The 24,128-nt window shown below is 65.2% G+C and carries 26 protein-coding genes and 1 pseudogene; 12 read left to right on the top strand and 15 right to left on the bottom strand.

Features of this window, described 5'->3' with window-relative positions:
- Nucleotides 1–203 precede the first annotated feature (203 nt).
- A complete protein-coding gene (locus DV709_RS00700; protein ID WP_198665618.1) occupies nucleotides 204–491 on the top strand; it encodes a DUF7344 domain-containing protein in 288 nt (95 codons plus the stop codon).
- A gap of 201 nt (nucleotides 492–692) precedes the next feature.
- Here DV709_RS00700 and DV709_RS00695 read toward each other — a convergent pair whose 3' ends face one another.
- Nucleotides 693–2,198, bottom strand: coding sequence for a DUF790 family protein (locus DV709_RS00695; RefSeq protein ID WP_117591064.1), 1,506 nt, complete (start codon nucleotides 2,196–2,198; stop codon nucleotides 693–695).
- Nucleotides 2,199–2,329: 131 nt separating this feature from the next.
- Here DV709_RS00695 and DV709_RS00690 point away from each other — a divergent pair, with 131 nt between their 5' ends.
- Complete coding sequence (locus DV709_RS00690) at nucleotides 2,330–2,737, top strand: transcriptional initiation protein Tat (RefSeq protein ID WP_117591063.1); 408 nt, start codon at nucleotides 2,330–2,332, stop codon at nucleotides 2,735–2,737.
- Between the two features lie 8 nt (nucleotides 2,738–2,745).
- Here DV709_RS00690 and DV709_RS00685 read toward each other — a convergent pair whose 3' ends face one another.
- Nucleotides 2,746–4,092 (bottom strand): DEAD/DEAH box helicase family protein, encoded by a 1,347-nt coding sequence (locus tag DV709_RS00685; protein ID WP_117591062.1) that lies wholly within the window; start codon nucleotides 4,090–4,092, stop codon nucleotides 2,746–2,748.
- Between the two features lie 105 nt (nucleotides 4,093–4,197).
- Between DV709_RS00685 and DV709_RS17885 the strand changes: the two genes are divergently transcribed.
- The 4 genes from DV709_RS17885 to DV709_RS00670 all read left to right on the top strand — a co-directional run bounded on the left by DV709_RS17885 (nucleotide 4,198) and on the right by DV709_RS00670 (nucleotide 8,228).
- A complete protein-coding gene (locus DV709_RS17885; RefSeq protein ID WP_168191269.1) occupies nucleotides 4,198–4,350 on the top strand; it encodes a hypothetical protein in 153 nt (50 codons plus the stop codon).
- A 117-nt stretch (nucleotides 4,351–4,467) separates the two neighbouring features.
- Nucleotides 4,468–6,054, top strand: coding sequence for a right-handed parallel beta-helix repeat-containing protein (locus tag DV709_RS00680; RefSeq protein WP_157972614.1), 1,587 nt, complete (start codon nucleotides 4,468–4,470; stop codon nucleotides 6,052–6,054).
- Between the two features lie 125 nt (nucleotides 6,055–6,179).
- Complete coding sequence (locus DV709_RS00675; RefSeq protein ID WP_117591060.1) at nucleotides 6,180–7,301, top strand: pyridoxal phosphate-dependent aminotransferase; 1,122 nt, start codon at nucleotides 6,180–6,182, stop codon at nucleotides 7,299–7,301.
- A 72-nt stretch (nucleotides 7,302–7,373) separates the two neighbouring features.
- The gene (locus tag DV709_RS00670; protein WP_117591059.1) at nucleotides 7,374–8,228 is read left to right on the top strand and encodes a UbiA family prenyltransferase; all 855 of its coding nucleotides are present in this window, start codon (nucleotides 7,374–7,376) and stop codon (nucleotides 8,226–8,228) included.
- Nucleotides 8,229–8,258: 30 nt separating this feature from the next.
- Here DV709_RS00670 and DV709_RS00665 read toward each other — a convergent pair whose 3' ends face one another.
- Entirely contained in the window at nucleotides 8,259–8,438 is a 180-nt protein-coding gene (locus DV709_RS00665; RefSeq protein WP_117591058.1) for a hypothetical protein, read from the bottom strand.
- Nucleotides 8,439–8,713: 275 nt separating this feature from the next.
- Here DV709_RS00665 and DV709_RS17525 point away from each other — a divergent pair, with 275 nt between their 5' ends.
- Both DV709_RS17525 and DV709_RS00660 read left to right on the top strand, forming a co-directional pair.
- The gene (locus tag DV709_RS17525; protein WP_137049264.1) at nucleotides 8,714–8,929 is read left to right on the top strand and encodes a hypothetical protein; all 216 of its coding nucleotides are present in this window, start codon (nucleotides 8,714–8,716) and stop codon (nucleotides 8,927–8,929) included.
- A gap of 203 nt (nucleotides 8,930–9,132) precedes the next feature.
- Nucleotides 9,133–9,453 carry a PadR family transcriptional regulator gene (locus DV709_RS00660; RefSeq protein ID WP_117591057.1) on the top strand — a complete coding sequence of 107 codons (321 nt, stop codon included), beginning with the start codon at nucleotides 9,133–9,135 and terminating at the stop codon, nucleotides 9,451–9,453.
- A 93-nt stretch (nucleotides 9,454–9,546) separates the two neighbouring features.
- Here the strand turns inward: DV709_RS00660 and DV709_RS00655 are convergent, their stop codons facing one another.
- The gene (locus DV709_RS00655; protein ID WP_117591056.1) at nucleotides 9,547–10,722 is read right to left on the bottom strand and encodes a redox-regulated ATPase YchF; all 1,176 of its coding nucleotides are present in this window, start codon (nucleotides 10,720–10,722) and stop codon (nucleotides 9,547–9,549) included.
- A gap of 47 nt (nucleotides 10,723–10,769) precedes the next feature.
- A complete protein-coding gene (locus DV709_RS00650) occupies nucleotides 10,770–11,624 on the bottom strand; it encodes a polymer-forming cytoskeletal protein (RefSeq protein WP_117591055.1) in 855 nt (284 codons plus the stop codon).
- A gap of 94 nt (nucleotides 11,625–11,718) precedes the next feature.
- On the opposite strand from DV709_RS00650, the gene DV709_RS00645 reads away from it, so the two are divergent.
- Nucleotides 11,719–11,916, top strand: a complete 198-nt coding sequence (locus DV709_RS00645) for a DUF5800 family protein (protein WP_117591054.1) — start codon at nucleotides 11,719–11,721, stop codon at nucleotides 11,914–11,916.
- Between the two features lie 62 nt (nucleotides 11,917–11,978).
- Here DV709_RS00645 and DV709_RS00640 read toward each other — a convergent pair whose 3' ends face one another.
- Nucleotides 11,979–12,329, bottom strand: a complete 351-nt coding sequence (locus DV709_RS00640; protein ID WP_117591053.1) for a DUF7344 domain-containing protein — start codon at nucleotides 12,327–12,329, stop codon at nucleotides 11,979–11,981.
- A 112-nt stretch (nucleotides 12,330–12,441) separates the two neighbouring features.
- Between DV709_RS00640 and DV709_RS00635 the strand changes: the two genes are divergently transcribed.
- Nucleotides 12,442–13,143: a helix-turn-helix domain-containing protein gene (locus DV709_RS00635; protein WP_117591052.1), complete on the top strand. Its 702-nt coding sequence runs from the start codon at nucleotides 12,442–12,444 to the stop codon at nucleotides 13,141–13,143.
- Nucleotides 13,144–13,164: 21 nt separating this feature from the next.
- Here the strand turns inward: DV709_RS00635 and DV709_RS00630 are convergent, their stop codons facing one another.
- On the bottom strand, nucleotides 13,165–13,911 hold the full coding sequence (locus DV709_RS00630) for a ribonuclease H-like domain-containing protein (RefSeq protein WP_117591051.1): 747 nt from the start codon (nucleotides 13,909–13,911) through the stop codon (nucleotides 13,165–13,167).
- 97 nt (nucleotides 13,912–14,008) lie between these two features.
- On the opposite strand from DV709_RS00630, the gene DV709_RS00625 reads away from it, so the two are divergent.
- Nucleotides 14,009–14,713 carry an SOS response-associated peptidase gene (locus DV709_RS00625; protein ID WP_117591050.1) on the top strand — a complete coding sequence of 235 codons (705 nt, stop codon included), beginning with the start codon at nucleotides 14,009–14,011 and terminating at the stop codon, nucleotides 14,711–14,713.
- Between the two features lie 328 nt (nucleotides 14,714–15,041).
- Here DV709_RS00625 and DV709_RS00620 read toward each other — a convergent pair whose 3' ends face one another.
- The 6 genes from DV709_RS00620 to DV709_RS00595 form a co-directional block, all read right to left on the bottom strand.
- A complete protein-coding gene (locus DV709_RS00620; RefSeq protein WP_117591049.1) occupies nucleotides 15,042–16,103 on the bottom strand; it encodes a tyrosine-type recombinase/integrase in 1,062 nt (353 codons plus the stop codon).
- On the bottom strand, nucleotides 16,093–16,488 hold the full coding sequence (locus DV709_RS00615; RefSeq protein ID WP_117591048.1) for a DUF5805 domain-containing protein: 396 nt from the start codon (nucleotides 16,486–16,488) through the stop codon (nucleotides 16,093–16,095). Before DV709_RS00615 ends, DV709_RS00620 begins: the two co-directional genes overlap by 11 nt.
- A 234-nt stretch (nucleotides 16,489–16,722) precedes the next feature.
- The gene (locus DV709_RS00610; RefSeq protein WP_117591047.1) at nucleotides 16,723–17,631 is read right to left on the bottom strand and encodes a hypothetical protein; all 909 of its coding nucleotides are present in this window, start codon (nucleotides 17,629–17,631) and stop codon (nucleotides 16,723–16,725) included.
- Nucleotides 17,632–17,712: 81 nt separating this feature from the next.
- Entirely contained in the window at nucleotides 17,713–19,293 is a 1,581-nt protein-coding gene (locus DV709_RS00605; RefSeq protein ID WP_117591046.1) for a hypothetical protein, read from the bottom strand.
- Between the two features lie 199 nt (nucleotides 19,294–19,492).
- Entirely contained in the window at nucleotides 19,493–20,326 is an 834-nt protein-coding gene (locus DV709_RS00600) for an MBL fold metallo-hydrolase (protein ID WP_117591045.1), read from the bottom strand.
- A gap of 42 nt (nucleotides 20,327–20,368) precedes the next feature.
- Nucleotides 20,369–21,442 carry a phosphotransferase family protein gene (locus DV709_RS00595; RefSeq protein ID WP_117591044.1) on the bottom strand — a complete coding sequence of 358 codons (1,074 nt, stop codon included), beginning with the start codon at nucleotides 21,440–21,442 and terminating at the stop codon, nucleotides 20,369–20,371.
- A gap of 360 nt (nucleotides 21,443–21,802) precedes the next feature.
- On the opposite strand from DV709_RS00595, the gene DV709_RS00590 reads away from it, so the two are divergent.
- The gene (locus tag DV709_RS00590; protein WP_117591043.1) at nucleotides 21,803–22,207 is read left to right on the top strand and encodes a helix-turn-helix domain-containing protein; all 405 of its coding nucleotides are present in this window, start codon (nucleotides 21,803–21,805) and stop codon (nucleotides 22,205–22,207) included.
- A gap of 85 nt (nucleotides 22,208–22,292) precedes the next feature.
- Here DV709_RS00590 and DV709_RS18350 read toward each other — a convergent pair.
- Both DV709_RS18350 and DV709_RS00580 read right to left on the bottom strand, forming a co-directional pair.
- Nucleotides 22,293–22,856, bottom strand: a pseudogene (locus DV709_RS18350) (type 1 glutamine amidotransferase domain-containing protein).
- 274 nt (nucleotides 22,857–23,130) lie between these two features.
- Entirely contained in the window at nucleotides 23,131–24,123 is a 993-nt protein-coding gene (locus tag DV709_RS00580; protein ID WP_117591042.1) for a hypothetical protein, read from the bottom strand.
- Between the last annotated feature and the right edge of the window lie 5 nt (nucleotides 24,124–24,128).

Raw genomic sequence — 24,128 nt, 5'->3', positions numbered from 1 at the left:
TCCGCGAGGCGGATGTGAGGACGCACGGGGCTATTTTGAGGAAGTCTGACTCGACCGGACCTACTCAGTTTTAGTGCAGTCTTACGCGTGCGCGACCCCTTGGCGAAAGCACGACCGTCGAGATAGCCGAGAGAACGGAGACTAACTCTCATATGACTCAATATTCGCACAAATTTGCACTGAAGCGGTCGAGGGCAACCGAGTTGACTGCGACCGAGTATCACCGACTGCACGCCTCGAAGCAGCGTCGAACCGCGCTCGACGTCCTCGAGAGCAGAAATCCCCCTGTCGACCTCGAGGAGTTGGCGGCGGCGATCGCAGCGAGAGCGGAGGGGATGGGGACGGCTGACGACGAGGCCATCGACCGGATAGCGCTCCGGCTCCACCACGCTCACCTCCCGATGATGGCCAATCTCGGCGTCATCGACTACGACCCGGACGTGAAATCGGTCGAGTTCTGCCCTCGTCGCTCCGACTCTCGGACGACGTAGCGCATTCTGCTCGGTGGCTCGACGACGACTTCGCCGAGTCGGTGCGCCGAGTCTGACTCACGACGTACGCCTCGAACTCGATAGTAACGGTGGCGCGCTCGCGGGGTCTCTCCGCGCCTGTTCCGGGGCCATCCGAAACCGCTACGGGGACGTTTGAAGCAGGTGCCCGACGTCCTCTTCACCCACCGCGTCCGGTCGTTTTCACTCCTTTCGCCGAAGCGTCCCGCCGCTGAGCCCCTCCCAGGCCACTTCGTACCCGGCCTCCGAAAGCACCGAACTGGAGTCGGTGACGCCCCTGCTCGACAACAGCGCCTCGGCGTCTTCGAGCGACATCCCCGGTTCGAGCGCCGCCGCGAGTTCCTCCAACAGTTCCGAGCGAATCAGCGTTCGGCCGACGCGCCGGTGGTCGGGGAACTCGACGTCTTCGAGGGCAGCCTCGCTCACGCCGTGCGCTTCCGCCAGCGCCTCGAAGGAGGTGACGTCGGCGTCGGGCCGCAACTCGGCGGGAAGGTCCGAGGCCGATTCCGTCACCAACTGCTCTTCGTAGCTCCTGAGCGCGTCGCGAACGTCCTTCAACCGCACCGAACCAGAGTACGGAATCGCCCGGTGGTCGCGCGCCTCGATCTCCTCGCTGACGCCGAGACTCTCGTCGACGGCGACGAGCATCTCGACTCCCTCGACTCCCTCCAGCTGCGAGAGCTTCTTCTCGACGTATTCGGGCGTCCAGAAGCCCATAATCTCGAAGTAAATCCGGAAGTCGGCGAACTTGTAGTCGAACGCGAAGTCGGGAATCATCACGCGATAGCCCGTTTCGAGCGGTTCGGGTTCGCGGACGAGCGCCCAGTCGAGGTCCAAGGAAGCGAAGCGAGCGGCGAAGTCGGATTCGACGCCGCTGTCGTACGTCGGCTCGGCGACCGGTTCGACGCCCGGAACCGACACGTCCGCGTCCGTGAGCGTCAGCTCGCGGTCGGTCCCCCGGTCGTCGATGGTCGCCGTGAGCGACCAGTCGGTCGACCTAGCGACCGTCCGAAGCAAGCGAGCGAAGCCCGTCCCGTAGCGGCGAGTGCGCCGAAACAGCGCGTCGGGACCGGTGACGACGACCTCTCTGCCCCGCTCGGTCCTATGAATCTCGTACATCAGCCGGAGTCGCTTCACCGCCGAGACGAGCGCCTTCGGGTCCGAACTCCGAACCCTGACTTCGGTGGCGTCGAAGAGCGCCGTTTGCGCGAGCGAGAGGTTGTACTGAGCGAGCAGTTCGTCGGGCGACCACCGCGAATCGAACGCCGCGAGTCGCTGGTTCACGTCCCGGTCGGCGTACAGCGACGTTTCGAGCGCGCCGGTGGCGACGCCCAGCCTGTCCGCCGCGGCGTCGAGCGCCGCCGCTCGTTCCTCGTCGGTGGCGACGCCGCCGACGGCTTCGGCGCTCTCGAAGACGACGCGGCGGGTTCGCTCGGGCGGCAACGCCGCGTCGGTTTCGAACGTCGCCTCCCGCTCGGCCAGCGCCGCGAATCCGCGGACGAGTTTGAAGTCGTCCGACTCGGCTTCGAGGTCGTCCAGCGCCGCCGTGAGCGTCCCCCGACGCTCGCCGACGTGCTCCTCGTACGTGCCGAGCACCGTCGCCGCCAGGGGACGACGCGACGAGTCGACGAACTGGGGGCGGTAGCCACCGCCGCGGCGCGACACCCGGAGGAGGTCTTTCGTCAACACGGGCGTCGTTTCGTGTCGAGTGATAAAAGCGCCGCGGGGTTCGAACTGCCGGGTTCGGGCGGACGGCGTCGACGGCGAGGGCGACGCCGACGGAGGACAAGGCTCATACGGGCCCGTGCAGACGCTCGGCTATGAAGCGACGGACGTTCGTCACTGCGCTCCTCCCGGCGCTGTCAGCGGGCTGTCTCTCCTCGCTCCCGCGGGCGACGGGTCCGCGCGGGCCCCCCGAAGCACCGGCGAGCGAACCCGGCGAGACGCCCGAACCGGACCACCTCTCCATCGAGACGTTCGACTACGAGGGAACCGACGACGACCAACTGCGGGCGTTCGGCACCGTCGACAACCGAAGCCCGGAGGAACGAACCGGCGTCGTGCGCGTTCGCGTCACCGTCGACGACGAGGAGACCGTCGGGACGGCGGAAGTGACGGTTCCGGGCGATTCGACCGCCGAGTTCGAGACGGTCGTTCCGGTGTCGTTCGAGACGTTCCGGCGAAACGGACAGTTACAGGTGACCGTCGAAGCGGCCGGGTCCGACTGACTCCTCGACTACCGCCGCCGCGCCGCCACCCGTTCTTCGGCGGTTTCGGCGCTCACGAGTTCGTACAGCGTCGCCGTCTGTCCGTCTTCCTTCGGGCGTAGAATCCGTCCGAGTCGCTGCGTGAACTCGCGTTCGCTCCCGCTGCCCGAGAGCACGACGGCGACGTTCGCGTCGGGGACGTCGACGCCCTCGTCCAACACGTTCGCCGTGACGACTCGGGAGTAGGTGCCGTCGCGGAACCGCTTCAGAATCTCTCGGCGTTCGGGCGCGCCCGTCTCGTTCGTGATTGCGGGGAGCAGAAACCGCTCGGAGAGCCGGTAGACGAGGTCGGTGTGGGCGGTGAAGACGATGACGCGGTCCTCGCGGTGGCGGTCCAGGATGCGACCGAGTTCTCGCACCTTCTCGTCGGCGTTCATCATGATGTCGCGGGCGCGCTGCTTCGCGAGCAGCGCCTCGCGGGCGCGCGGGTCGTTCCCCGAGCGCTTCACGAGTCGCTGGTAGTCGCTGCCGCTTCGGAACGTGATGTTCGCCGTCCGGAGGTAGTCGACGAACGTCCCCTGGGCCGCTTCGTAGCGTTCGCGCTCCTCCTCGGTGAGTTCGACTTCGACGCGGCGAATCGCGTAGTCGGCGAGGTGGTCGCCAGCCAACTCGTCGACGGAGACGTCGTACACCCTGCTGCCGACCAACTCCTCGACGATCTCGTGCGCGCCGTCGGGTCGCTCGAACGTCGCCGTGAGACCCATCCGGGCGGGCGCGGCGAGGAGGCGACCGATGTCGCGGTACCCCTCGCCGCCGAGGTGGTGGACCTCGTCGAAGACGACGAAGCCGAACTCGCCGCCGATATCGTCGGCGCGCAAGTAGGCGGAGTCGTACGTCGAGACGGTGATTTTTTCTCGCTTCTGCTCGCCGCCGCCGAACTGACCGATAGGAATCTGAAACTCCGTTTCGAGTTCGCGCCGCCACTGTTCGAGCAGGTCGATGGTCGGAACGACGACGAGCGTCGGCACGCCGAGTTCGACCATCGCGGCGATGGCGACGACGGTTTTCCCGCTCCCGGTGGGTAGTTCCAGGATGCCGCGCCGACTGTTCGACAACCACGCCTCCAGCGCGTCGCGCTGGTACTCCCGGAGGTCGTACGTCGTCGAGAGGTCCACGGTGGTGTCGGGTAGCACCCGGTCGTCGTAGTCGGCGCCGCACTCGTCGAGAACGCGCCGCAGTTGTGCGTATCGATAGGCGGGCGTACGGGCGACGCCGCTTCGCGGGTCGTCCTCGACGAACGGAAGCGACGGCACCGAGTCGCCGCCCTCGGCGTCGATACGGATGGTGCCGTCCTCGTAGCGCAGTGTGACCGTCACTACTCCGAGATTTGCGGGTGGAGATTAAAGGCGCTCCGGAGAGCTATCGGTCCCTCGGGGACGCGGACCCGATGAGACAAGAGGCTCCGAGTCGACGGGGCGAGTATGGCAGACGAACTCGAAACCGCAGTCGAAACGTTCCTCGACGACGCCGACACCGTCCTCGGCGAGTACGAACAGGGCTACATGGACGCCGACGCCGCGTTAGGACTGCTCCGGTCGCACGTCGAAGACTTCAGGGACGAGTACGAAGGCTAACGACCGGGAGAGACGGGTCAAACACCGTCTCTCGCCGTTTCAATCGTCCTGAATTCGTGAAATACTGTTATCTCCTGAACCGCCGTCATTAGTAACATGAATATTCGTGAAGTAAGTGTGTCTGCCGTCGTGATGCTACTCGTCCTCTCGACACTCGGCGGATTCGTCGGCGTCGTCGCGGGGCAGACGGCGACGCCGCTCGACGAGTGTACCGTGATTTCGGAACCGGGACGGTATGTACTAACGGGTGATATCAGGGACGCGACCGCGGATGGAGAGGCGTGTATCGTCATCGAATCCGGTGATGTCGTCTTCGACGGCGACGGTTACGTCGTCGATGGGCGAAGCGATATGCGTGAGGGGAACACCGGTATCAGCGTCGGGGGGAGTTTCGACCCCGCCGACGATGTCACCATCCGCGACGTCGTCGTCTCCGACTGGGACACCGGTATCGAGGTTCTCTTCGATAGTCGAGTGACTCTCGAGAACGTCGTCACCGAGAGTAATCGAGTAGGAATCTACGCGCTGGGAAGCGACGTAACCGTCCGGGAGAGCGTCGTTCGCGATAACGACTTTATCGGAATTTCCGGGTCGTCCGGGACGTTCGTCGTGGAATCGACCGAAGTCGTGTCCAACGAGTTCGGCGTCGAACTCTTCGAGACCGTCGATTCGGTCGTCGTCGGGAGCAGAATCGCCGGGAACGACCGGTTCGGCCTCTCGGTGAACGTCGGCTCCGAAATCGAGGTTTCGGGCAACGTAATCGAGGACAACGAGTTCGGCGTTCTCATCTGGTCGATTTACGGAGACCTGATCGTCGAGAACAACACCATCGAGAACAACGACCGACACGGCGTGTACCTCGTCGGTGACGTCGACTTCGGTGACTCGACCGAGAACGTCGTTCGCGACAACCACGTCGTCGGTAACGGCGTCAACGGGATTTTCATCTCGTCACACACCGCCGACAACGTCGTCGAGCGCAACGTCGTCAGCGGAAACGGCAACGACGGAATCAGTGTTCAGGCCGAGTTCGAAGATTTCGGCTCCGCCGAGCGTAACGTCCTCCGCTCGAACCTCGTCGAGAACAACGGTGACGACGGTATCAGCCTCGGCGAAGGCGCCCTCGACATCGAAGTCTCGGAGAACACCGTCCGCAGCAACGGCGGTGACGGCGTCTTCGTCCGCGGTGCCGAGGGAACGACTCTCGACGGCAACGAACTCGTCGGCAACGGCGTCAACGGCATCAACGTCGTCGCTGCCCCCGGCACGACCGTCGTCGAGAACGTCGTCGACGCGAACCGCAACGACGGTATCGGACTCACGAACACCGACGGCGCGACCGTCGAACGCAACCAGGTCACGAACAACCGCGACGACGGTATCGGAGCGGGCGAGAGCGACGGGAACCAGTTCGTCGACAACGTCGTCACCGGCAACGACGACGACGGGTTCTTCCTGCGCGGGTCCGGTGGGAACGACCTCTTCGGGAACGTCGTCCGCGACAACGGTGACGACGGCGTCTACCTCCTCCGCGCAGACGAGAACGAACTCGTCGACAATGAGGTCGCGAGCAACGACGACGAGGGCATCGAACTCAGCAACTCCGACGACAACCTCGTCGAGAACAACGACGTGCGCGACAACGGCGGCCGCGAGATACTCGTCCGCAACGGTTCGAACGGCAACGTCGTTCGCAACAACTGAGTTCGACCCGTTTTCCCGGTTATAACTCGATGGTTCGACGCCCCAGAGTCACCGCTGGCCGCCCCAGCGACGCCCGTCCTTCCGCGGAAGCAAGAACTATGCTGGCGGCACACACGGATAGGTGCATGACGGAGTTCTCCGAGCGAGTCGAGCGAATCTCTATCAGCGGCATCCGGAAGGTGTTCGAGGCGGCCGGCGAGGACGCTATCAACCTCGGCATCGGCCAACCCGACTTCCCGACGCCCGAACACGCGCGGGCGGCCGCCGTCGACGCCATCGAATCCGGGAAGGCCGACGGCTACACCGGAAACAAGGGGATTCTCCCGCTCCGGGAGGCTATCGCCGCCAAACACGAGGCCGACCAAGGGGTGAGCCTCTCGCCCGAACAGATAATCGCCACCGCGGGCGGCAGCGAGGCGCTGCACATCGCCATGGAGGCGCACGTCGACGACGGCCAAGAGGTCCTCATTCCCGACCCCGGCTTCGTCTCCTACGACGCGCTGACGAAACTCGCGGGCGGCGAACCCGTCCCCGTACCGCTCCGCGAGGACCTGACGCTCTCGCCCGCGGCGGTCGAAGACGCCATCACCGAGGACACGGCGGCGTTCGTCGTCAACAGCCCCGGCAACCCCACCGGAGCGGTGTCTCCCGAGGAGGATATTCGGGAGTTCGCCCGCATCGCCGACGAACACGACGTGCTCTGTATCTCCGACGAGGTGTACGAGTACACCGTCTTCGACGGCGAGTTTCACTCGCCGATCGAGTACGCCGAGACCGACAACGTCGTCGTCGTCAACTCCGCCTCGAAACTGTTCTCGATGACGGGGTGGCGGCTCGGCTGGGTGTACGGCTCCGAGCGCCGCGTCGAGCGGATGCTGCGCGTCCACCAGTACGTCCAGGCGTGTGCGAGCGCACCGGCGCAGTACGCTGCCGAGGCGGCGCTGTCGGGGCCGCGCCACGTCGTCGACGAGATGACCGCCTCGTTCCGCGAGCGACGCGACCTCGTCGTCGACGGTCTCACCGACGCTGGTCTGGAGGTGCCGACGCCCGGCGGCGCGTTCTACGCGATGCCCAAGGTTCCCGACGGGTGGGTCGACGAAGTGCTCTCGCGGGGCGTCATCGTCGTCCCCGGCGACGCCTTCGGCGAGCACGGCGCGGGCTACGCGCGCCTCTCGTACGCGACGGGGACGGAGGAACTGAAAGAGGCCATCGAGATCATGACCGAGGCCGCCCGCGCCGTCCGCTGAGCGGGACGCTCTCGGCGCGGATGCGGTTCGTCGCGGACAGGATTTATCCCCTCGTTCGCTGGCAACTAGCCCATGGGAGTCGCACGACACGGAACCGGACCGATGGCGGCGCTTCGGGCGTTCGGGTCGCAGGTGCACCCGGTGTTCATGCTGCCGCCCGTCGCCGCGTCGTGGTTCGGCAGCGTTCTCGCCGGGTCGTTCTCGCCTGCGGTCGGAGCGGTCCACGCGCTCGCGGTGTTCTTCGCCGTCTACACGGCCCACGTCAAGGACGGCTACGTCGACTTCCACCTCCGCGGCGAGGACGACGACCACCCGCTGTCGGTCGGCGGCTGCCGACTCGCGCTCGTCGGCGCGACGCTCGGATTCGTCGCCTGCCTCGCCGCGCTCTGGGCGCTCGTCGGCCCCGCCGCCGCCGCGGTGACGCTTCCCTGCTGGGTCATCGGCTACCTCCACGCGCCGCAGTTAGACATGCGCGCGGCGACGACGACGCTCGGCTATCCGACGGGCATCTCGCTGGCGATTCTCGGCGGTTACTACGTTCAGACGGAGTCGTTCGCGGCGACGCCGCTCGCGTTCGCGCTCGTGTTTCTCGTGATTCTCACGGGGGTGAAGATCATCGACGACTCGAAGGATTACGCGTACGACCGCTCCATCGACAAACAGACCGTCGCGGTGCTGTTCGGCCGACGCGACGCGCGTCGGCTCGCTTACGGGTTCCTCGTCGCGGGACTGAGTCTCGTCGCCGTCTTCGCGCTGGTCGGCGTGTTCCCGACCGGGGCGGTTCTCGCGGCCGCGGCGTTGGGCATCGTCGTCGCCGTCTCCGCGCGGACGACGGACCCGGCGCTGGCGACGATGCTCCTAGTTCGCGGGGCGTACGTCTTCCTGGCGCTTCTCGTCGTCGCGGTCTGGTATCGACCGTTCTCGTGAGGAAGGGTCCGCCCGTCGGCCGTCGACCGTTCAGTCCGCGATGGACGGTTCGTCGCCGAGCTGGACCTCTTCGTTGATGAGCGCGACGAGGTTCGCGTACGGGATGAAGGCGATGAACTCCTCGTCGTCGGTGAAGATGTCGACACCGTAGTCGCCGTGTTCGTACTCTGCACACTCCATATCGCCGTCGGGGAGGATCGCCCTGTACATAGGTTACCAACCAGCGAGGAGATACTTGAAACGTCGGTCCACTCCTTCCCGTCTTCGCCCGTCGTCTCATCTTCGTCCGTCGTCTCGTCGAGGAATCCGTCCCCGTCGAGGAGTCCGTTCCCGTCGCGTCGCAGAGAAGTTCATATCCCGTCGAAACCTGCCGGCGTACGAGCAGTATCTATATCTACGCCCCCGGCGAGGTAGCGTCACGAAAGTGTCTTCGAAACTGAGTTTCAGATATTCGGGCTCGTTCCGCGACGGACGGAGGGAAGACGGTGTCGACGAGGGCGATTAGAGTCGTCGCGGTGCTTCTCGTCGTGATGGGCGTCGAGACGACGGTGTATCTCTGGCAGCTCAAAGAGCTGCAGGTCGGCGGCACCGACGTCGAGTATCTCGGAACCATCGCCGTCGTCTTCTTCGCCTGCTGGGTCGTCATCTTCTCGGCCGTGTTGCTCCGCATCGCAGCGACGGGGGACCCGCGGTTCGTGTAGGCGATACGACACCGGTTTAGGAGGAGCGTATGAACGGACGAAACCGCACGACTGCGTCGTGTTGCAACGGTCCGAAACGGTCCGAAACGGTCCGCGACTGACCGCCGGGAGCGACGACAAGCAACTACTAACCTCGCGGTGAAATTCATGTTCTATTGCTTAGCAGCTCGATAACTAACATCCTGAGTGTCCTCCGCTTTGATGTGAACGACCTAACTGGCTTCCAACGAGACTTGCTGTTCGTCTGTGCGGGACACGACCACCCCTCGGGGCAGGACATCAAAGCCCACATCGAAGAGTACCTCGGCGGCGAGGTCAACAACGGTCGTCTGTACCCGAACCTCGACATCCTCGTCGAAGCGGGACTCGTCGAGAAGGGCACGCTCGACCAGCGGACGAACTACTACGAGCTGACCGAAGAGGGCCGTCGCGCTATCCGCCAGCGCTGGGCGTGGGAGCGACGCCAGCACAGTCGCGCGTCGGACGCACGAAGCGACAACACCGTCGGCAGCAGCGCCGACTGAACACGCGGCTCCAGCGGATTTTTCGAGCGTCGTAGTCGAGAGCGGAGCGTCGGTGCGTGCGGTCTGTCCCTCGGGACGGTCGCCGATTCGCCGCTATGTCGCCGTGCTCACGATTTTGATGACGTCGCCCTCCTCCAGTTCGTAGGAGTCCGAGATGCGTCGCTTCGATTTGGCGTCGACCGCGTGGAGATAGCCGTCACCGATGTCGGAGTGGACGGCGTAGGCCAGGTCCGCGGGCGTCGACCCCCGAGGTAAGAGAAACGCATCGGGCAACACGTTCCCCTGTCCGTCGGTCCACTTCGACTCGTTCTGGACCGGGTACGCCGTGAGGTGGTCGAGTAAGTCGTACACCGCCGCGTTTATCGCCTGCTGGACGCCGGTGCCGCCGTACTCGGCCATCACGTCGCGAATCTGTTCGAGCCCTCTCCGCTGGGCGTCGTTCACGTCGCCGACGAGTTCGAAGTCCTCGTCGCCGGGGTCGTAGTCGACGATTCCCGCCTCCGCCGCTCGACGGAGCGCGAGCTCGCCGTCGGCGGTGGCCGGAATGACGAGTTTCTCCGTCTCGCGCAGTCGGCGGATGTTCTCCTCGGGCGCGATGTCGACTTTGTTGGCGACGAGCACGATAGGCTTCGTCCGCGCGCGCACGTCCCGGGCCAGCGCCTCGCGGTGCTCGTCGCTCCACTGCATCGGGTCCGCCGGGTAGTCGAGTTCGCGCAGGCTGGCGGCGACTTCGTACTCCGACGCGCCGAACCCGGTGAGCAGGTCGGCGAGCGCGTCGTCGATGTCGAAGTCGGGAGAGCGGGATTTGCGCTCGATGGACTCCCAGTTGCGCTCGACGATGCCCGCGAGCCACTGGTCCATCTCCTCCTCGATGAAGTCGACCTCGTCGAGGGGGTCGTACGTCCCGACTTCGACGGGTTCGCCCTCCTCGTCGGTGCCGCCGGAGGCGTCGACGACGTTGACGATGACGTCGGCGTTCGTCAGTTCGTCGAGAAACTGGTTGCCGAGTCCTTTCCCCTCGTGCGCGCCGGGAACGAGTCCGGCCACGTCGAGCAGTTCGACGGGGACGTAGCGCTTTCCGCCCTCGCAGTTGCCGCAGCGCTCGTCGCGTTCCAGACAGGGGCACTCCGTGCGCGCGTACGTGACGCCGCGGTTGGCGTCGATGGTCGTGAAGGGGTAGTTCGCCACGTCCACGTCAGCCATCGTGGCCGCGGTGTAGAACGTCGACTTGCCCGCGTTCGGCTTCCCCGCGAGCGCGATGGTGAGCATACCCTCCCTTCCGCAGTCGCGGGGAATTTCCTTTCGGTTAGAGGAGGCTACTCGATCTCGCGCGTCATGTCGGTGCGAACCAACCGCACCTCACCGCGGGCGCGCATCGACCCGTCGACGGTCGCACCCTCGTGGACGACGAGGTCGGAACACACGACGTCGCCGAGGATGCGCGCGTCGTCGGCGACGTGTACGGTTCCCGACCGGGTCGTCACGTCGCCGTGGACCCGAGTCCCCGAGCCGACGAAGATGTCCTCGCGGGCGCGCAGACTGCCGAAGATGTTGTTCCGTTCGCCCACCTGGATGGACTCCGCGCGGACGTTGCCGTGGAGTCGGCAGTCGCCGCCGATGCGGGCGGGCGTCGAGACGCGCCACGCGTCGTCGGAGACGTGGCCGCCGCGCGGGACGACGAGCGGGTCGCGCTGTTCGTCGCCGTCGGCCATCGCCGCCGCGAGTTCGTTGGCCGCGTCGCGCTCGCCGAGTTTCAGGAGCTGCGAGAGGACGATGAAGTAGAAGACGAGCGTCGGCACCGGGTTGCGGATGACGATCCAGCCGCTGGCCTCGAACCCTTCCTCTATCTCGACGTCGTCGCCGATGTCGAGGTCGCCGGAGACCATCAGGCGGCCGCCGATGTGGACGCGCTCGCCGAGGTAGGCGTCGTCGCCGACGAGGACGTTGCCGGCGACGTCGCACCACATGTCGAGGCGGCAGTCGCCGTCGGCTTCGATGTCGCCGCCGAAGGTGACGCGCTCGCCCGCTGCGAGGTTCCGGCCGCGGACGCCGAAGTCGACGGTGGCTTGGCTCCCGACGATGACGTCGCCGTCGGTGACCAGGTCGTGTTCCTCGACGGTCGTCCCGTCGGGGATGCGGAGGGCGTCGAGCGGGTCCTGACCGGGTGGCACAGTGCGCACCAAAACGTCAGGGATAATAAACCGTCCGCAAGACGCCCGGCGGACAACGAGCCACGTTTTTACGTTGCGGTGGCCAACGGCGGGTATGACCGTTCTCTCTTTCGACGAAGAAGGCGTCGACGTCGTCTACGACGGCACCGAGTTCCGCCTCGAAAAGAAACTCATCGAGGACGCGACGCAGAAGTCCTACCCCGACGTAACCGACCACGAAGTGCTCAAAATCGTCGAGAAACAGCCCGAGCTAAGCGGCGAGGCGCGACGCATCGGCGACATTCTCGCGTGACTGCTCCCACGATTTCGGTCGTGTGCTCTCTCCTCGAATCTGTGTGATCGGGAGCGACCCGGTCAGTCGCTCTCGGCGACTGGAACCATGTTCTCCGCGTCGAACAGCGTTTCTAACGACGGAATAGACCCGGGCCGAACCGTCAGTTCGTCGGCGTCGAACGCGACGAGCCCCGCCTCGTCGAACTTCGGGAGATGGACGTGGTACAGGTTGTGGGCGAGACGGTCGGCCTGCGGTGATTCCGCGTCGTTCGTCTGTGGCTCTCGCTCTTCGATGAGACGTGCGAGTTCGTCGACCGAGAGAACGTCGGCCGTCGTCGAATCGAGACACTCCCAGAGCTGTCGGCGGCGGACGTCGGAGAGCAGGTCGAAGAGAACGTCGGTCGAGGTCGAGTCGAAGTCTTCGCCAAACACTGCGCGTAGCTACTCCCTCGCACACAATGAGGTAACAGCGTGCATTTTCCCGCATCTTATATACGGATGACTGTTCTCTGGTATCGATGTCGAGCGATTGGAGGGCAGTGCGGTGATCGTCGTCGAGTTTACCCTCGACCATCCGATACTGCGCCGGGCGTTGCAGCGGGAACCGGGAACGAAGATCGTCTGGGAACGGTCCGACGCCGTCGACGGCGACCGCGTCCGGCTCCTCGTCTGGGCCGAGAGCGACGAGTTCGAGACGTTCGAGCGGGCGGCCGAGGAGGACCCGACCGTCGAGTCGCTGTCGGTGGTCGCCACCGCCGGCTCCAGACGGCTCTATCAGACGGAACTACGCGGCGAAGGACTCGCGACGAGCATCTATCCGCTGGTCGTCGAGGAGGGGGGCGTCATCCACGAACTCACGGCGACGCACGACGGATGGCAGTTCCGCGCGGAGTTCCCCGACCGGGAGTCGTTCGCCCGCTGTCACGCGTTCTGCCGCGAGCGCGACGTCGACTTCGAGTTTCACCGACTCTTCGAGGAGCGCGAGACCGCGTCGGTCGACGAGTACGGACTGACGGACGAACAGCGCGAGACGCTCCTCGCGGCGGTGTCGAGCGGCTATCTCGAAATCCCGCGCGAACAGTCGCTGTCGGAACTCGCCGACGAACTGGGAATCTCCGGGAACGCGGCGTCCGAGCGGTTCCGCCGAGCGGTGAAGACGCTGGTCGAGAACGCGCTCTCTCCTGTCGACGAGCGCAAGCGAGCGAGCGACGGCCGGCCCGAACAGGAGCGTTCCCCCGCGAGCTAAACGAGCGCTCCGTTTCGACTACTACGACAGGACGTCCGCGAAGACGTTCTCGTGGAGACGGGTGGAAACGTCGTCGGCCAACGCCCGGAGGTTCTCCGTGTCGTCGCGGTTGTACGAGACCAGCGTGTCGAGGGCGTCGTCGTCGCCGCGTTCGTACTGCCGCCAGAGACGAACCGCGTCGCGACCCGAGAGGTCCGGTCGGTCGCGGTCGATACCGACGTCTCTCTCGATCTGCTTGAGGCCGCCCGAGAGACCGAGCGTCTTACACGGGTACATCAGGTCGAGGTGCGGTGCATCGACGTCGATGCCGAACGACTCCTCTAAGAAGGGCGCGTCGAAGCGGATGCCGTTGAACGAGACGAGAAGCGGCACCTCCGCGAGGTGTTCGCGTAGCGTCTCCGCGGAGAGGTCCTGCCCGCGGACGAGCGTCGTCGTCTCGCCGCCGCGGCAGAGACTCACCGTCGTCACGTCGGCGTAGGAGGCGTCGAGACCGGTCGTCTCGATGTCGAAGAAACAGGCGTCGTCGCGGAAGTTCTCGTACAGCCGCCAGCGCGCGCTGCTCGGGAGGGCAGCGTCGAAGTAGCGCGAGTCGCCGGCGTCGAGGCGGTCGGTCGCTTCGTCGATGAACGTCTCGATTCGGTCCGCGGTCGTCTCGCCGACGGCCGACGGCTCGAACTCGTCCCAGTGAGTGACACCCGACTCCCACAGTCGACGCTCGGTTTTCTCGCCGACGCCGCGAACGGGGATGAAACTGTTCTCGATTCGCACGCCAGTACGACGGTGACGGGGAAACCTAAACCCGTCGCACCGTCACGGAGAGCGGACGGACCGACGACCTAACTCGCTCGGCGTCCTCCTCTCGAGTATGTGTGGCCGCTACACCCTCTTCACCCCGCAACCCGAACTCGAAGAGCGATTCGAGGTGACCGCCGAGCGCCCGCTGAAAGCGCGGTACAACTGCGCTCCGGGCCAGCGACTGCCGGTCGTCACGAACGACGCGCCCGACACCCTGCGGTTCGTCCAGTGGGGGTTCATCCCCGAGTGGGCGGAGTCGCGTTCGAAGTCGTTCATCAACGCCCGCGCCGAGAGCGTCGCCGAGAAGCGGAGTTTCCGCGACGCGTTCGAGCGGCGTCGCTGTCTCGTGCCCGCCGACGGCTTCTACGAGTGGACCCCGCGCGAGAACGGCGACGGCAAACAGCCGTACCGAGTGGCGTTCGAGGACGACCGCCCGTTCGCCATGGCCGGTATCTGGGAGCGGTGGACGCCGCCGGAGGCCCAGACCGGACTCGACGAGTTCACCGACGACGGGGCGGGTGACCCTGAGCCGATAGAGACGTTCGCAATCATCACGACAGAGCCCAACGGCGTCGTATCGCCGCTTCACGACCGAATGGCCGTCGTCCTCTCGCTCGAGGAAGAAGAGAAGTGGCTCTCCGCCGACGCCGACACCGCGTCGACGCTCTTGGACCCCTATCCCGAAGCCGAGATGCGTGCGTATCCGGTCTCGACGCGGGTGAACAGCCCCGCGAACGACTCTCCGACGTTGGTCGAAGAAGTGAATCCGGCGTGACGGTGTCGGCGTAGTTTGGGTATAGCGATATGGGATATACATGGCGTCGTAACGACGGACCGCGAGTTCGGAGAGTTCGGTAACGTCCCGCCGCTCGTCGGAACTGGCGCTCTCAGACGAGTTGCCGCGTGACACCCTCAGCGGACTGCTACCGGAGTTCTCCGTCACCCGGACATCGGGTCGGGTACCGCGTGAGAACGAATATGGAAATCTCTCTGGAAAGATAGACAGATATCTTTACGGGCGGCTGTCGGGAGTGTCCTCCGAAAAGCCATCCGAGGCGGTGTACTGATCCGGTCTTCCCGAACGCGGTACAGAGGCCGACGACTCAGAGTATCGAGTAGATGTTCGACTCGTACGTCTCCCGAACCTGTCCCCCCCAGTTGTGGGTGTACGTATCGATGATGTCGGTTGCGACGTCGCCGCGAAGATACTTGACGATACCCCGGTCGCCGGTCCGGTCCCGGAGATGGGTGGTGAAGAAGTGCCGGAAGTAGTGCGGCGTGACGTTCTCGGTCGCACCGCCCCCGGAGCGGTACCACCCCGCCTCGCTCGCGTACGTGGTGACGATATTGTGGACGGCGTTCGGCGTGAGTCGTTCACCCCATCCCTCGCTCGTCCCCACGAACAGCGGGTCGGCGGGTGAGACGGAGTCGGGACGGATCGCCAGCCACGATTTCAGGAGCCGAGAGAGTTCGTCGTCGACCGGTATCACGGTGTCGCGTTTCCGCTTGTTCGACGCCGACCGGACCTCGCCGTTGTGTCGTTCGCCGACCGTCGGACTCGAAGAGACGAAAATCGAGTTCGGGCGGGCGTCCAGTTGGGGTCGTCCGCCGAGGTCGTAAGCGTTCGTCAGCTCCGAGTCCTCGAGCGACACGTCCCGGAGGTCGAGGTTACAGAGCTCGCCCACTCGGATGCCGGTTTTGAGAAACGTCCCGACGAGCGCGTGGTGGAGCGGATGTCGAACGTCGGCGACGAACGCCCGCATCGTCGGGACGTCGATGTCGCGGCGGGTCGGGTCTTTCTCGATGGACTCGTCCATCTCCTCGGTGACGAGCGTCATCGGGTTGGAGTCGAAGACGCCGACCTGCGTCATGTAACCGTAGAATCTGTGGAGGTACGCGGCGTAGATGGCGACCGTACTCGACGCGACGGTGCCGCGAAGCGAGTGGACCCACGCCATGCAGTCGCGGTGGGTGGCGTCGGCGGGGACGACCGACCGGCCCGCCGGATTCCGGTCCGGGTCGGCGAGGAACGATTCGAACCGACGCAGCACCCGTTCGTACTCGGTTCTCGTTCGTTCGGACTTGCCGTGGTACACCATGTCCTGGAGGAAGTAACCGATGGGGTCGTCGGTTTCTTCGCCCGTTCCGGTCGACTCACTCGCCATCAGTCACCACGTATCCTCCTTCCCGTCCGTTGTACCGGACGCGGTTCGCCGACTGCAACGAGTCGAGGGCGTCTTCCAACCGACTCTCGAAATCTCCCGAGAGCGCCTCGACGAGTTGGTTCCACGACATGACGCCCCGTCGGTGGAGTACTTCTTGCACCCGGTCTTCGAGCACGTCACCCCCGGGGTTCGAGCCCTCGACAGGGGCCTCCAGATTCTCGTCCGACGCGTCGAGATCGAAGTCGCGCCGACCCGCCTGGACCATCGTCCGAACGAACTCGCTTTGGGTCATCCCGAGTTCGGCGGCGTGGTCGGCCCACTGTTCTTTCTGGTACGTCGGCACGTACGTCTTCACCGACGACCGACTGGTGTCCGGTTCGCTCACGGTTTGGCGTCGGAGCGACCCCACATCAAGTTATCCCTACGCACGAATCTTAGCGCACTAAGATGTGCTATTGGGACCACCGAGGCGGCCGCCAAAGGCTACAAAGATTGGACTGTATGTCTATAGAATCCGGGTGTGGCTCTAGAATGCAATCTGCAGAGGAGTCGGAGAGGAATCTCAGTCGGACGATTCGAGAACACCGGAGCGTCGTCAGCAAAGTTGGAGCGGTCCGTGTTACGCTCGAATAGCCGTCTCCTCGGAGACGTCGGAGAGAATCGCCTTGACCCGGTCGATCGCGCTGCCCCGTTCGGCATCGTTCTCCATCAACACGGTTTCACTCGGGAACAGGTGGTCGCCGAGGACGAGACCGTGGTCGCGAGCGGTCGACCCCGTCATCGTGAGATAGACGCCGAGGCCAGTGTCGGCGATGGCGGCTTCCTCTTCCCTCCCGTCGTCTGCGTCGGGGTATCGGAACGCGACGTTTTCGATGGTGTCCGTTCCGAGCACCGCCTCGACGAGCCGTTCGTACCGCGGCGAGATGCACAGTGGTCCCTCGTAGTCGGCGACGAACGAGCGGTCGAGCGTCGCTCCCGCGGGCAGCACCTCCGGCGTCGCCATCAGCGTGTGGTAGACGGTGTCGCCGAGGCCGGTGACGACACGAACGTCGGACTCCATCGGGTCGATTCGGGCGTTGATGTCGTCGATACTGCCGATACCGTCGGGTTCGAGGCTGACGACCTCTTCGAGAACGAGATCCGCGCTGTCGAATCCGAGGGCGAACTCGTGGGTCCGAAGCGCGCGGAACGGTTCCTCGCGGCCGACGAGTTGGACGTCGACGCCGTCGAGTGAGAGCGTGACGCTGTCGAAGACGATGCGTCGCGGCAGTCCGGCGCGTCCGTCTCGTAACAGGGTGTACTCGGGTTCGTTCGGGTCCGAGAGCTCGCTGTACTCGCCGAGCCGTTCGTACACTGTCCGGTCGTCGTCGGTGTTCCCTTTCGTGACCGACTTCTCGTAGCGGAGTGTCGAGGAAATCTCGTCGGCGACCGAATGCGAATGCGTGCCCGCCACGGTCGCGAAACGTTCGAGTACCGCTTCGAGCGGGCGTCCCTTCCGTGGGACGGCGACGGACACGGTCTGCGTCATTGTCCGCTGAGAGGGGGCGGCGTCGTAAACCGATTACGTTTCGGGAGATTCTCCAGAGAACTCGTGTCCGGGTCGACGGGACTACTGTTCGCCGCCGAAAACGCTACTGAGGCGGTCGCGGAACGAATCGAGCGCCTCCAGTTCCTGACGAATCTGTTCGAGTTCGGCTTCCAGTTCGGCGCGTTCGTCCGCGCTCAGTTCCTCGACGGAGACGATGTGCGAATCGAGGTCCGCGAGGTCGCTTCTGACTTCGCCCATCTCGTCGTCGAGCGATTCGACGCTCGTCTCGACGGTATCGACGCGCTCGTCGACGTCGTCGAGGCGACCCGAGACGTCGTCGACCGTCGATTCCAACTCGGAACGGTCCTCTCGCAACGCGGCGACGTCGGTCTCCAGTTCGTCGGCTGTCGCCGACAGCGACTCCTGTTCCGCTCGGAGGTCGGTGACGAGTTCGTCGGCCGTGCCGTTCTCGTCGATGAACGTCTCGAGTGCGTCGGAGTACGCATCGAGGTCGTTCATCTGCGATTGGAGGCGGCGAATCCGCACGTCGACACTCCGTGGAAGGCCGAGGTCGAGCTCGTCGCGGAGCAGTTCGAGGTCGTCGTCGTCGACCGCCCCCGACCGAATCTCCTCGGCGAGCGCCGCGGCGACGCCCGTCTGCGGAGATGGTGCGGCGTCGGACGCGTCGACGGTGTCGGAAGCGTCGACGGTATCGGAAGCATCGACGGCATCGGAAGCGTCGACAGGGGCGGCCGGAGTCTCTTCGACGTCGGCGTCGGGGGTCGGCGTACCCTCCGGTACTTCGTCGAACTGCGCGCCGAGCGGTGCTGCGTCCGGCGGGCGAGCGACGACCGCTGCGGAGAGGCCCGACGAGAGCGAACGGGGGCCCGACGTCCGCTCGTCGGGACTCTCGTCGACGGATTCAGCGGGTGATTCGGGCGACCCGCCCGTCTCGTCGGGCGTCGAAAGCGGGTCTTCGAGCGTCAGCGGTTCGGGGTCCTCGTCGGCGTCGGCGCCGGTGGCTGGCTCCGTCGACTCTGCCGAGTCCTCGGCTGTCTCTACCGGAGCGTCGGTCGTCTCCGTAACCCCGGACAGCGGGTCCTCCGCGAGGGGGTCTTCGAGTTCGAGTGGCTCCGGTGCGTCGGCGTCGTCCGACGCGGATTCCGGCGACTCCGGGGCGTCGAGGCCGTCCGCTTCCAGGCCGGGCAGTGCCGTCGCCTCGTCCGCGAGCGCGTTGCGGACCACTTCGGAGCTGTCGTCTCCGACGACGGAACTGACGGTGTCGCCGCCGTCGCCGGGGACGACCGTCTCCAGCATCGGGTCGGTGAGAAACGCCGAAACGTCCTCGTCGTCGCCGACTCGAACGCCGTAGACGGTTAGAACCTCCTCTTTGGGGTCCAACGTGCGCTCGTACTCGACGAACTGGTCCTCGTACGCGGTCCAGTTCGCGCTCTCGTAGTCGGGGTGAAAGCCGACACGCTCCATCGAAAACGACTCCGGGATGTCGTCGGAGAGTCGAACGTCGACGACGTCGTCTCGCTCAGATCGGATGACGAACTTGATCGCAGGAACCGGGAACTCCTCGGCCGCGAACGTCTTTTCGACGCTCACCCCGCCCGCCGAGACTGTCACCGTCCCTTCGTGGTCTGACTCGTGGTTCATCTACCGGGGTATCCCGGAGACAGTACATAAAACAACCGACGGATATACTGTTACCAACGATAGTTCCCGAATCGAACGAGTCGGCCGCGACGCGAGTGCAGACGGACGAGCACGGAACGAGGCAAAGCAGAGAAAAGCGGAGAAAAGCGGAGAAAAGCGGGAGTAGAGAAAGAGGGAGAAAAGCGGCGACAGCGGCGTCTCAGAGGTCGACGCGGTCGCCGATGGAGACGATGGTCAGCGCCCGCGGGTACGCGTAGCTGGCGGCGTGTTCGTGCAGCGCCGTCGGGTCGGCGGTCATCCCGCGCCACATGTCCCAGTGGCTCGGCAGCAGGCGGTCGAACTGGAGACTGCTGGCGGCTTCGACGATCTCGTTTTCGGTGCTGTACCACTTCGTGCGGACCATCTCACCGGTCTCCTTGTTGGGGATGTTGCCGATCGAGCCGAACGCGAGGATACCGAGGTCGATGTCGTACTTCTCGCCGATATCCTCGAACGCGTCGCTCGGTTTCGTGTCGCCGCCGTGGAAGATGGTGCCCGCGTCGTGTTCGACGACGTAGCTCACCGGGTGCGTCGCGTCGGCGTCGGCGGCGAGTTCGACGTGGACCGTGAACTCGCCCACCTCGAAGGAGTCGCCCTCCGAGACTTCGGTGAACTGGTCGTCGCTGACGTCCCAGACGTCCGTCCAGTTCTCTTCTTCGCGGGCGACGGCGAGACTGTCGTCGGGCGCGTAAAACTGTGCTCCCGTGTGTTCGAGAATCGGCGCTTGGCTCGGACCGTGGACGTGGTCGGTGTGCTCGTGGGTCGCGAGAATCGCGTCCGCTTCTTCGACGTCTTCGGGGTTGAACGGGACCGGAATCATCCGGACCGTCCGCGGCGGGTCGCCGACGCCGAGATACGGGTCGACGAGCAGCGTCGTCCCGCGGTTCCCCTTGATGACGAAGCCGTTACAGCCGAGATACCAGACGGCGACAGTCTCGGGTTCGGCCGTCGCGACGGCGCGCGGCAGCCAATCACCCCAGTCACTACCGGTCATACCTCTCCATCCACGGCCGACGGGCTAAGTGTTGTGGACTCTTCAGAGCGGTTCGTCGCCCTCGATGATGCGCATCGCTCGGTCGCCGAGCGCGGGTACCTGCGTCTCCATCTGCGGGTAGAGGTCGTCGTCGGAGTTGCCCTCCAGGTACCGCCGGAAGAACATCTCGCCGAGCGCCGCGAGTTTGTACACCGCGAGCGTCCGGTAGAAGCGGTCGTGTTCGTACTCGAAACCGGTCTGCTCTTCCCACCGCGAGACGAGTTCGCGGCGAGTCGGATACTCCGGATGTTCCATGAACGTCGTCGTCAGGTCCGGAACCGCGGGTTCGGGGTCGTCGGCGTCGCGCCAGTACGAGAGCATCCACCCCACGTCGGTTCGCGGGTCGCCGAGCGTCGACAGCTCCCAGTCGAAGACGGCGTCGATTTCGGGCGGCGTTCCGGGCGCGTACATCACGTTGTCGAGTTTGTAGTCGCCGTGGACGAGCGTGTGTGGGTACGCTTCGGGGACGTTGTCGGTGAGCCACGACATCACGTCGTACAGTACCGGTACTTCGCGCTCCTCTGTCGTTCTCGAAAAGGCCCACGTCAACTGTTCGGACCACCGCTCGACCTGGCGTTCGGTGAAACCGTCGGGGTACCCGAACTCGCCGAGGCCGACGGAGTCGGGGTCGACAGCGTGAATCGTCGAGAGGGTGTCGACGAGTTCCGTCCCGATTCGTTCGCGGTGGGCGGCAGCGGCGAACCGCTCGGGTTCGGCCTCGCGGAGCACGTCGCCGTCGATCCGCTCCATCACGTAGAAGTCGCTGCCGAGCACGTCGTGGTCGTCGCAGGCGAGAACCGTCGGCGCCAGCGGGACGTCGGTGCCCTGCAGTGCGTCCATCACTCGATACTCCCGGAGGACGTCGTGGGCGCTGGACGCCGTCTCCCCCGGCGGCGGGCGACGAATCACGAGTTCTCGGTTCCCCCACGTGACGAACAGCGTCTCGTTGGAGTGGCCTTCCTGGTGGTGGTCGACGGCGTACTCGTCGTCGGCGACGGGACCGAGTTCCGCGGCGAGGTACTCGCGGAGGCGTTCGGGGTCGACGAGACGGGTGAAGTAGTCGCCCTCGCGTGTCATGGGAGTACACGCGCACCCGAAGCATGAATAACTGTGTGTCGCGGCCGACGTGAGGACGCAGTTTCGAGGCGTTCGACCGCTCTCGTCGCCGGGTTCCCGAAACCGCTGCGTCTGTCTGGTACCTTGTAAACTGTATTTCGCTGTACGAAGTTCGTGGTCGGCGGTGAGACGAGCCGAGTTCACGCAGCGTCGGAAATCGGCGACAGCCGGGCACACCGGCGCGTATCCCCGCATCGCTGCCTCCGAGTCCCTTCACCCCGGGACGCCGTCGGGACGGTTCCGGCGAATCTCCGCTTCGAGTCAGTATTGCACCGGTGATGCAAACGGTTTTGAGCGAGCGTCGCCTAGCGCCGCCAAGCGATGGCGAATTCGATGGGCGAGATGCTCCGGCAGGACATGCAGTGCGAGGGACTGCTGGAGTGTTTCCACGACCTCAAGGAGATCGACAAGGACGTCTTCCGACTGCTGAACGGGACCGAAGACCCCCTCACGGTCGACGAAATCGCCGACGAAATCGACCGCGAGCGGTCGACGGCGTACCGTTCGGTCCAGCGGTTGCTGCAGGCGGGCTTTCTCCAGAAGGAGCAAGTGAACTACGAACAGGGCGGCTACTACCACGTCTACCGGCCGCGCAACGCCGACGAAATCGCACAGGAGATGCAGCGGATGCTCAACGACTGGTACGCGAAGATGGGACAGCTCATCGGCGAGTTCAACGAGAAGTACGACGACGAACCCGTCCCCTCGCCCCCGGCCGAGAGCTGAGACGGCGATTGCCCCGGTCGTCCATCACCTCGCTCGAGAGACGGAGAGCTGCGCGGGTTTCGGCGGCGACGACGTTACGTCTGTGTCACTCGCGTTCGTGTCGTCCTTCTTCGAACTCCTCGACGATTTTCTCGCAGAACGCGTCCAAATCGCCGGGGTTCCGGCTGGTGACGACGCCCGCGTCGACGACGACTTCCTCGTCGACCCACTCGCCGCCGGCGTTTCGGATGTCGGTTCGGAGGCTGTGATAGGAGGTGAGCGTCAGTCCGTCCGCCACACCTGCTTCGACGAGCGTCCACGGGCCGTGACAGATGACGCCTATCGGCTTGTCCGCGTCGAACATCTCGCGGACGAACGTCACCGCGTCGTCGTCGGCGCGGAGTCGGTCCGCCCCGACGCAGCCGCCGGGGACGACGAGCGCGTCTTACTCCTCGGCGGAGACGTCGGAGAACGTCGCGTCCACCTCGAAGCTCTCTCCCGCGTCGAGGTCGTCGTTGACGGTTTCGGCCTCCTCGGTCCCGCTGCTGACGACGTCGACGGTGGCCCCGGCGTCTTCGACGGCCCCCTTAGGCTCGGTGAACTCGACCTGTTCGGTACCTCGCTGTGCGACGAAGAGCGCGACGGTCGTGTCGGCGAGTTCGTCTGCCATCGTGGAAGAGACGGCCGCCGCGCGTGTAAACGACGGGGCGGCAAATACAAGCCCTCTCGCCGCGTCCGGCGTCCGGCTACCTTCTGTTCGTGTCGCCTCGAAGTGACCACCGTGACCGACCGACCGACTCACCGCGCTCGTCCGCGCCGTCGAGCGGGTCGGACCGTGAACGAGTGAAGTGGGGTGTCGAGCGGGTCGGACCGTGAACAAGTGAAGTGGGGTGTCGAGCGGCCGCGTTCGAGCCGTGGACCAGACCCGCCAGTCCTCAGTGGAGTCATTCCTCCTGTCCGGGCGTCGTGAACGGGATCATCGCGGAGGTCCGTTGGGTGACCGTCGCCGTCCGGGTGATGTACGAGAACAGAACCGCGAGCGGGGCGAGACCGACGACGGCGATGCCCGGGAGTACGACGTCTCTGGCGAGCGGTGGGATGGCGCTCGGCGTCGTCGTCAACGACAACAGAACGAGGATACAGAGCGCCTCCGCCGGGACGCCGACGTAGAGGAGCATCCGCGACAGCGACGAGAGTTCGTCCTGCAGGTAGACGGTCTTGAAGTACTGGCGCGCGACGTCGACGTCTTCGAGCCTGTCGACGAGGCGGTCCAGCGCCGCGTCGGTCTCGTCGGTGAGGTCGCGCTGCTCTCGAATCGCCCGCGCCCGGTAGATCTGTTCGGCGTAGTTCGTGGTCAGGGTCGCCGAGAGCGCGCGGAACGGACTGTCGTCGGTGTTTTCGATGAGTTCGACGACCGAGTCGACGTGTCTCGTCACGGACGCAACGAGGTCGTCGATCTCCTCCCACGCGTCATCGTTTCCCGGGCCGATCGTGAGGCCGCCGAGGCGCTGGGCTTCCCGCCGCGTGTTCTCCATCAGTAGGTCGAGAAACGCCGTCGGACGGACGGGAGCGACACGGCCGGCCGCGTTCTCCACGCGGTGTTTGAACCCCTCCGTGTTCTCTATCTGGGACTCCAGTTCGCCCGGCGTCCGGAGCGTCCGCGAGAGCAGCAGTTGGTTGATAGAGACGACGACGGTGACGAGCGTGAGGTTCCCGCTGATCAACCCGCCGAAGACGTAGTAGACCGGTTGGAACTGGTCGAACTGCACCAGTCCGACCGCGACGAAGAGATACACCACCGAGAACAGAATGGCCAACACGAGCGCCGAGAGCGTGACTCTGTTCCCGCGGAGGAGAACCCAGTCGTGCGCTCTCTGGAGCGCTGAACGGTCGCCGAGTTGGGACAATCCGCCGTCGCTCACGTCCGGTTCTGTCATGGGTG

It is taken from the genome of Haloprofundus halophilus, assembly GCF_003439925.1.
Classification (GTDB): domain Archaea; phylum Halobacteriota; class Halobacteria; order Halobacteriales; family Haloferacaceae; genus Haloprofundus; species Haloprofundus halophilus.
The sequence above is the reverse complement of the archived record's forward strand: the minus strand, read 5'-3'. Positions and strand labels throughout refer to the sequence as shown.

Bases quoted from the DNA above. Each gene is read 5' to 3' on its own strand.
- DV709_RS00600 (WP_117591045.1), bottom strand. From the start codon at position 20,326: ATGACCGGTAGTGACTGGGGTGATTGGCTGCCGCGCGCCGTCGCGACG.
- DV709_RS00605 (WP_117591046.1), bottom strand. From the start codon at position 19,293: ATGAACCACGAGTCAGACCACGAAGGGACGGTGACAGTCTCGGCGGGC.
- DV709_RS00610 (WP_117591047.1), bottom strand. From the start codon at position 17,631: ATGACGCAGACCGTGTCCGTCGCCGTCCCACGGAAGGGACGCCCGCTC.
- DV709_RS00690 (WP_117591063.1), top strand. From the start codon at position 2,330: ATGAAGCGACGGACGTTCGTCACTGCGCTCCTCCCGGCGCTGTCAGCG.
- DV709_RS00620 (WP_117591049.1), bottom strand. From the start codon at position 16,103: ATGGCGAGTGAGTCGACCGGAACGGGCGAAGAAACCGACGACCCCATC.
- DV709_RS00595 (WP_117591044.1), bottom strand. From the start codon at position 21,442: ATGACACGCGAGGGCGACTACTTCACCCGTCTCGTCGACCCCGAACGC.
- DV709_RS00675 (WP_117591060.1), top strand. From the start codon at position 6,180: ATGACGGAGTTCTCCGAGCGAGTCGAGCGAATCTCTATCAGCGGCATC.
- DV709_RS00655 (WP_117591056.1), bottom strand. From the start codon at position 10,722: ATGCTCACCATCGCGCTCGCGGGGAAGCCGAACGCGGGCAAGTCGACG.
- DV709_RS00590 (WP_117591043.1), top strand. From the start codon at position 21,803: ATGGCGAATTCGATGGGCGAGATGCTCCGGCAGGACATGCAGTGCGAG.
- DV709_RS00580 (WP_117591042.1), bottom strand. From the start codon at position 24,123: ATGACAGAACCGGACGTGAGCGACGGCGGATTGTCCCAACTCGGCGAC.
- DV709_RS00645 (WP_117591054.1), top strand. From the start codon at position 11,719: ATGACCGTTCTCTCTTTCGACGAAGAAGGCGTCGACGTCGTCTACGAC.
- DV709_RS00665 (WP_117591058.1), bottom strand. From the start codon at position 8,438: ATGTACAGGGCGATCCTCCCCGACGGCGATATGGAGTGTGCAGAGTAC.
- DV709_RS17885 (WP_168191269.1), top strand. From the start codon at position 4,198: ATGGCAGACGAACTCGAAACCGCAGTCGAAACGTTCCTCGACGACGCC.
- DV709_RS00670 (WP_117591059.1), top strand. From the start codon at position 7,374: ATGGGAGTCGCACGACACGGAACCGGACCGATGGCGGCGCTTCGGGCG.
- DV709_RS00625 (WP_117591050.1), top strand. From the start codon at position 14,009: ATGTGTGGCCGCTACACCCTCTTCACCCCGCAACCCGAACTCGAAGAG.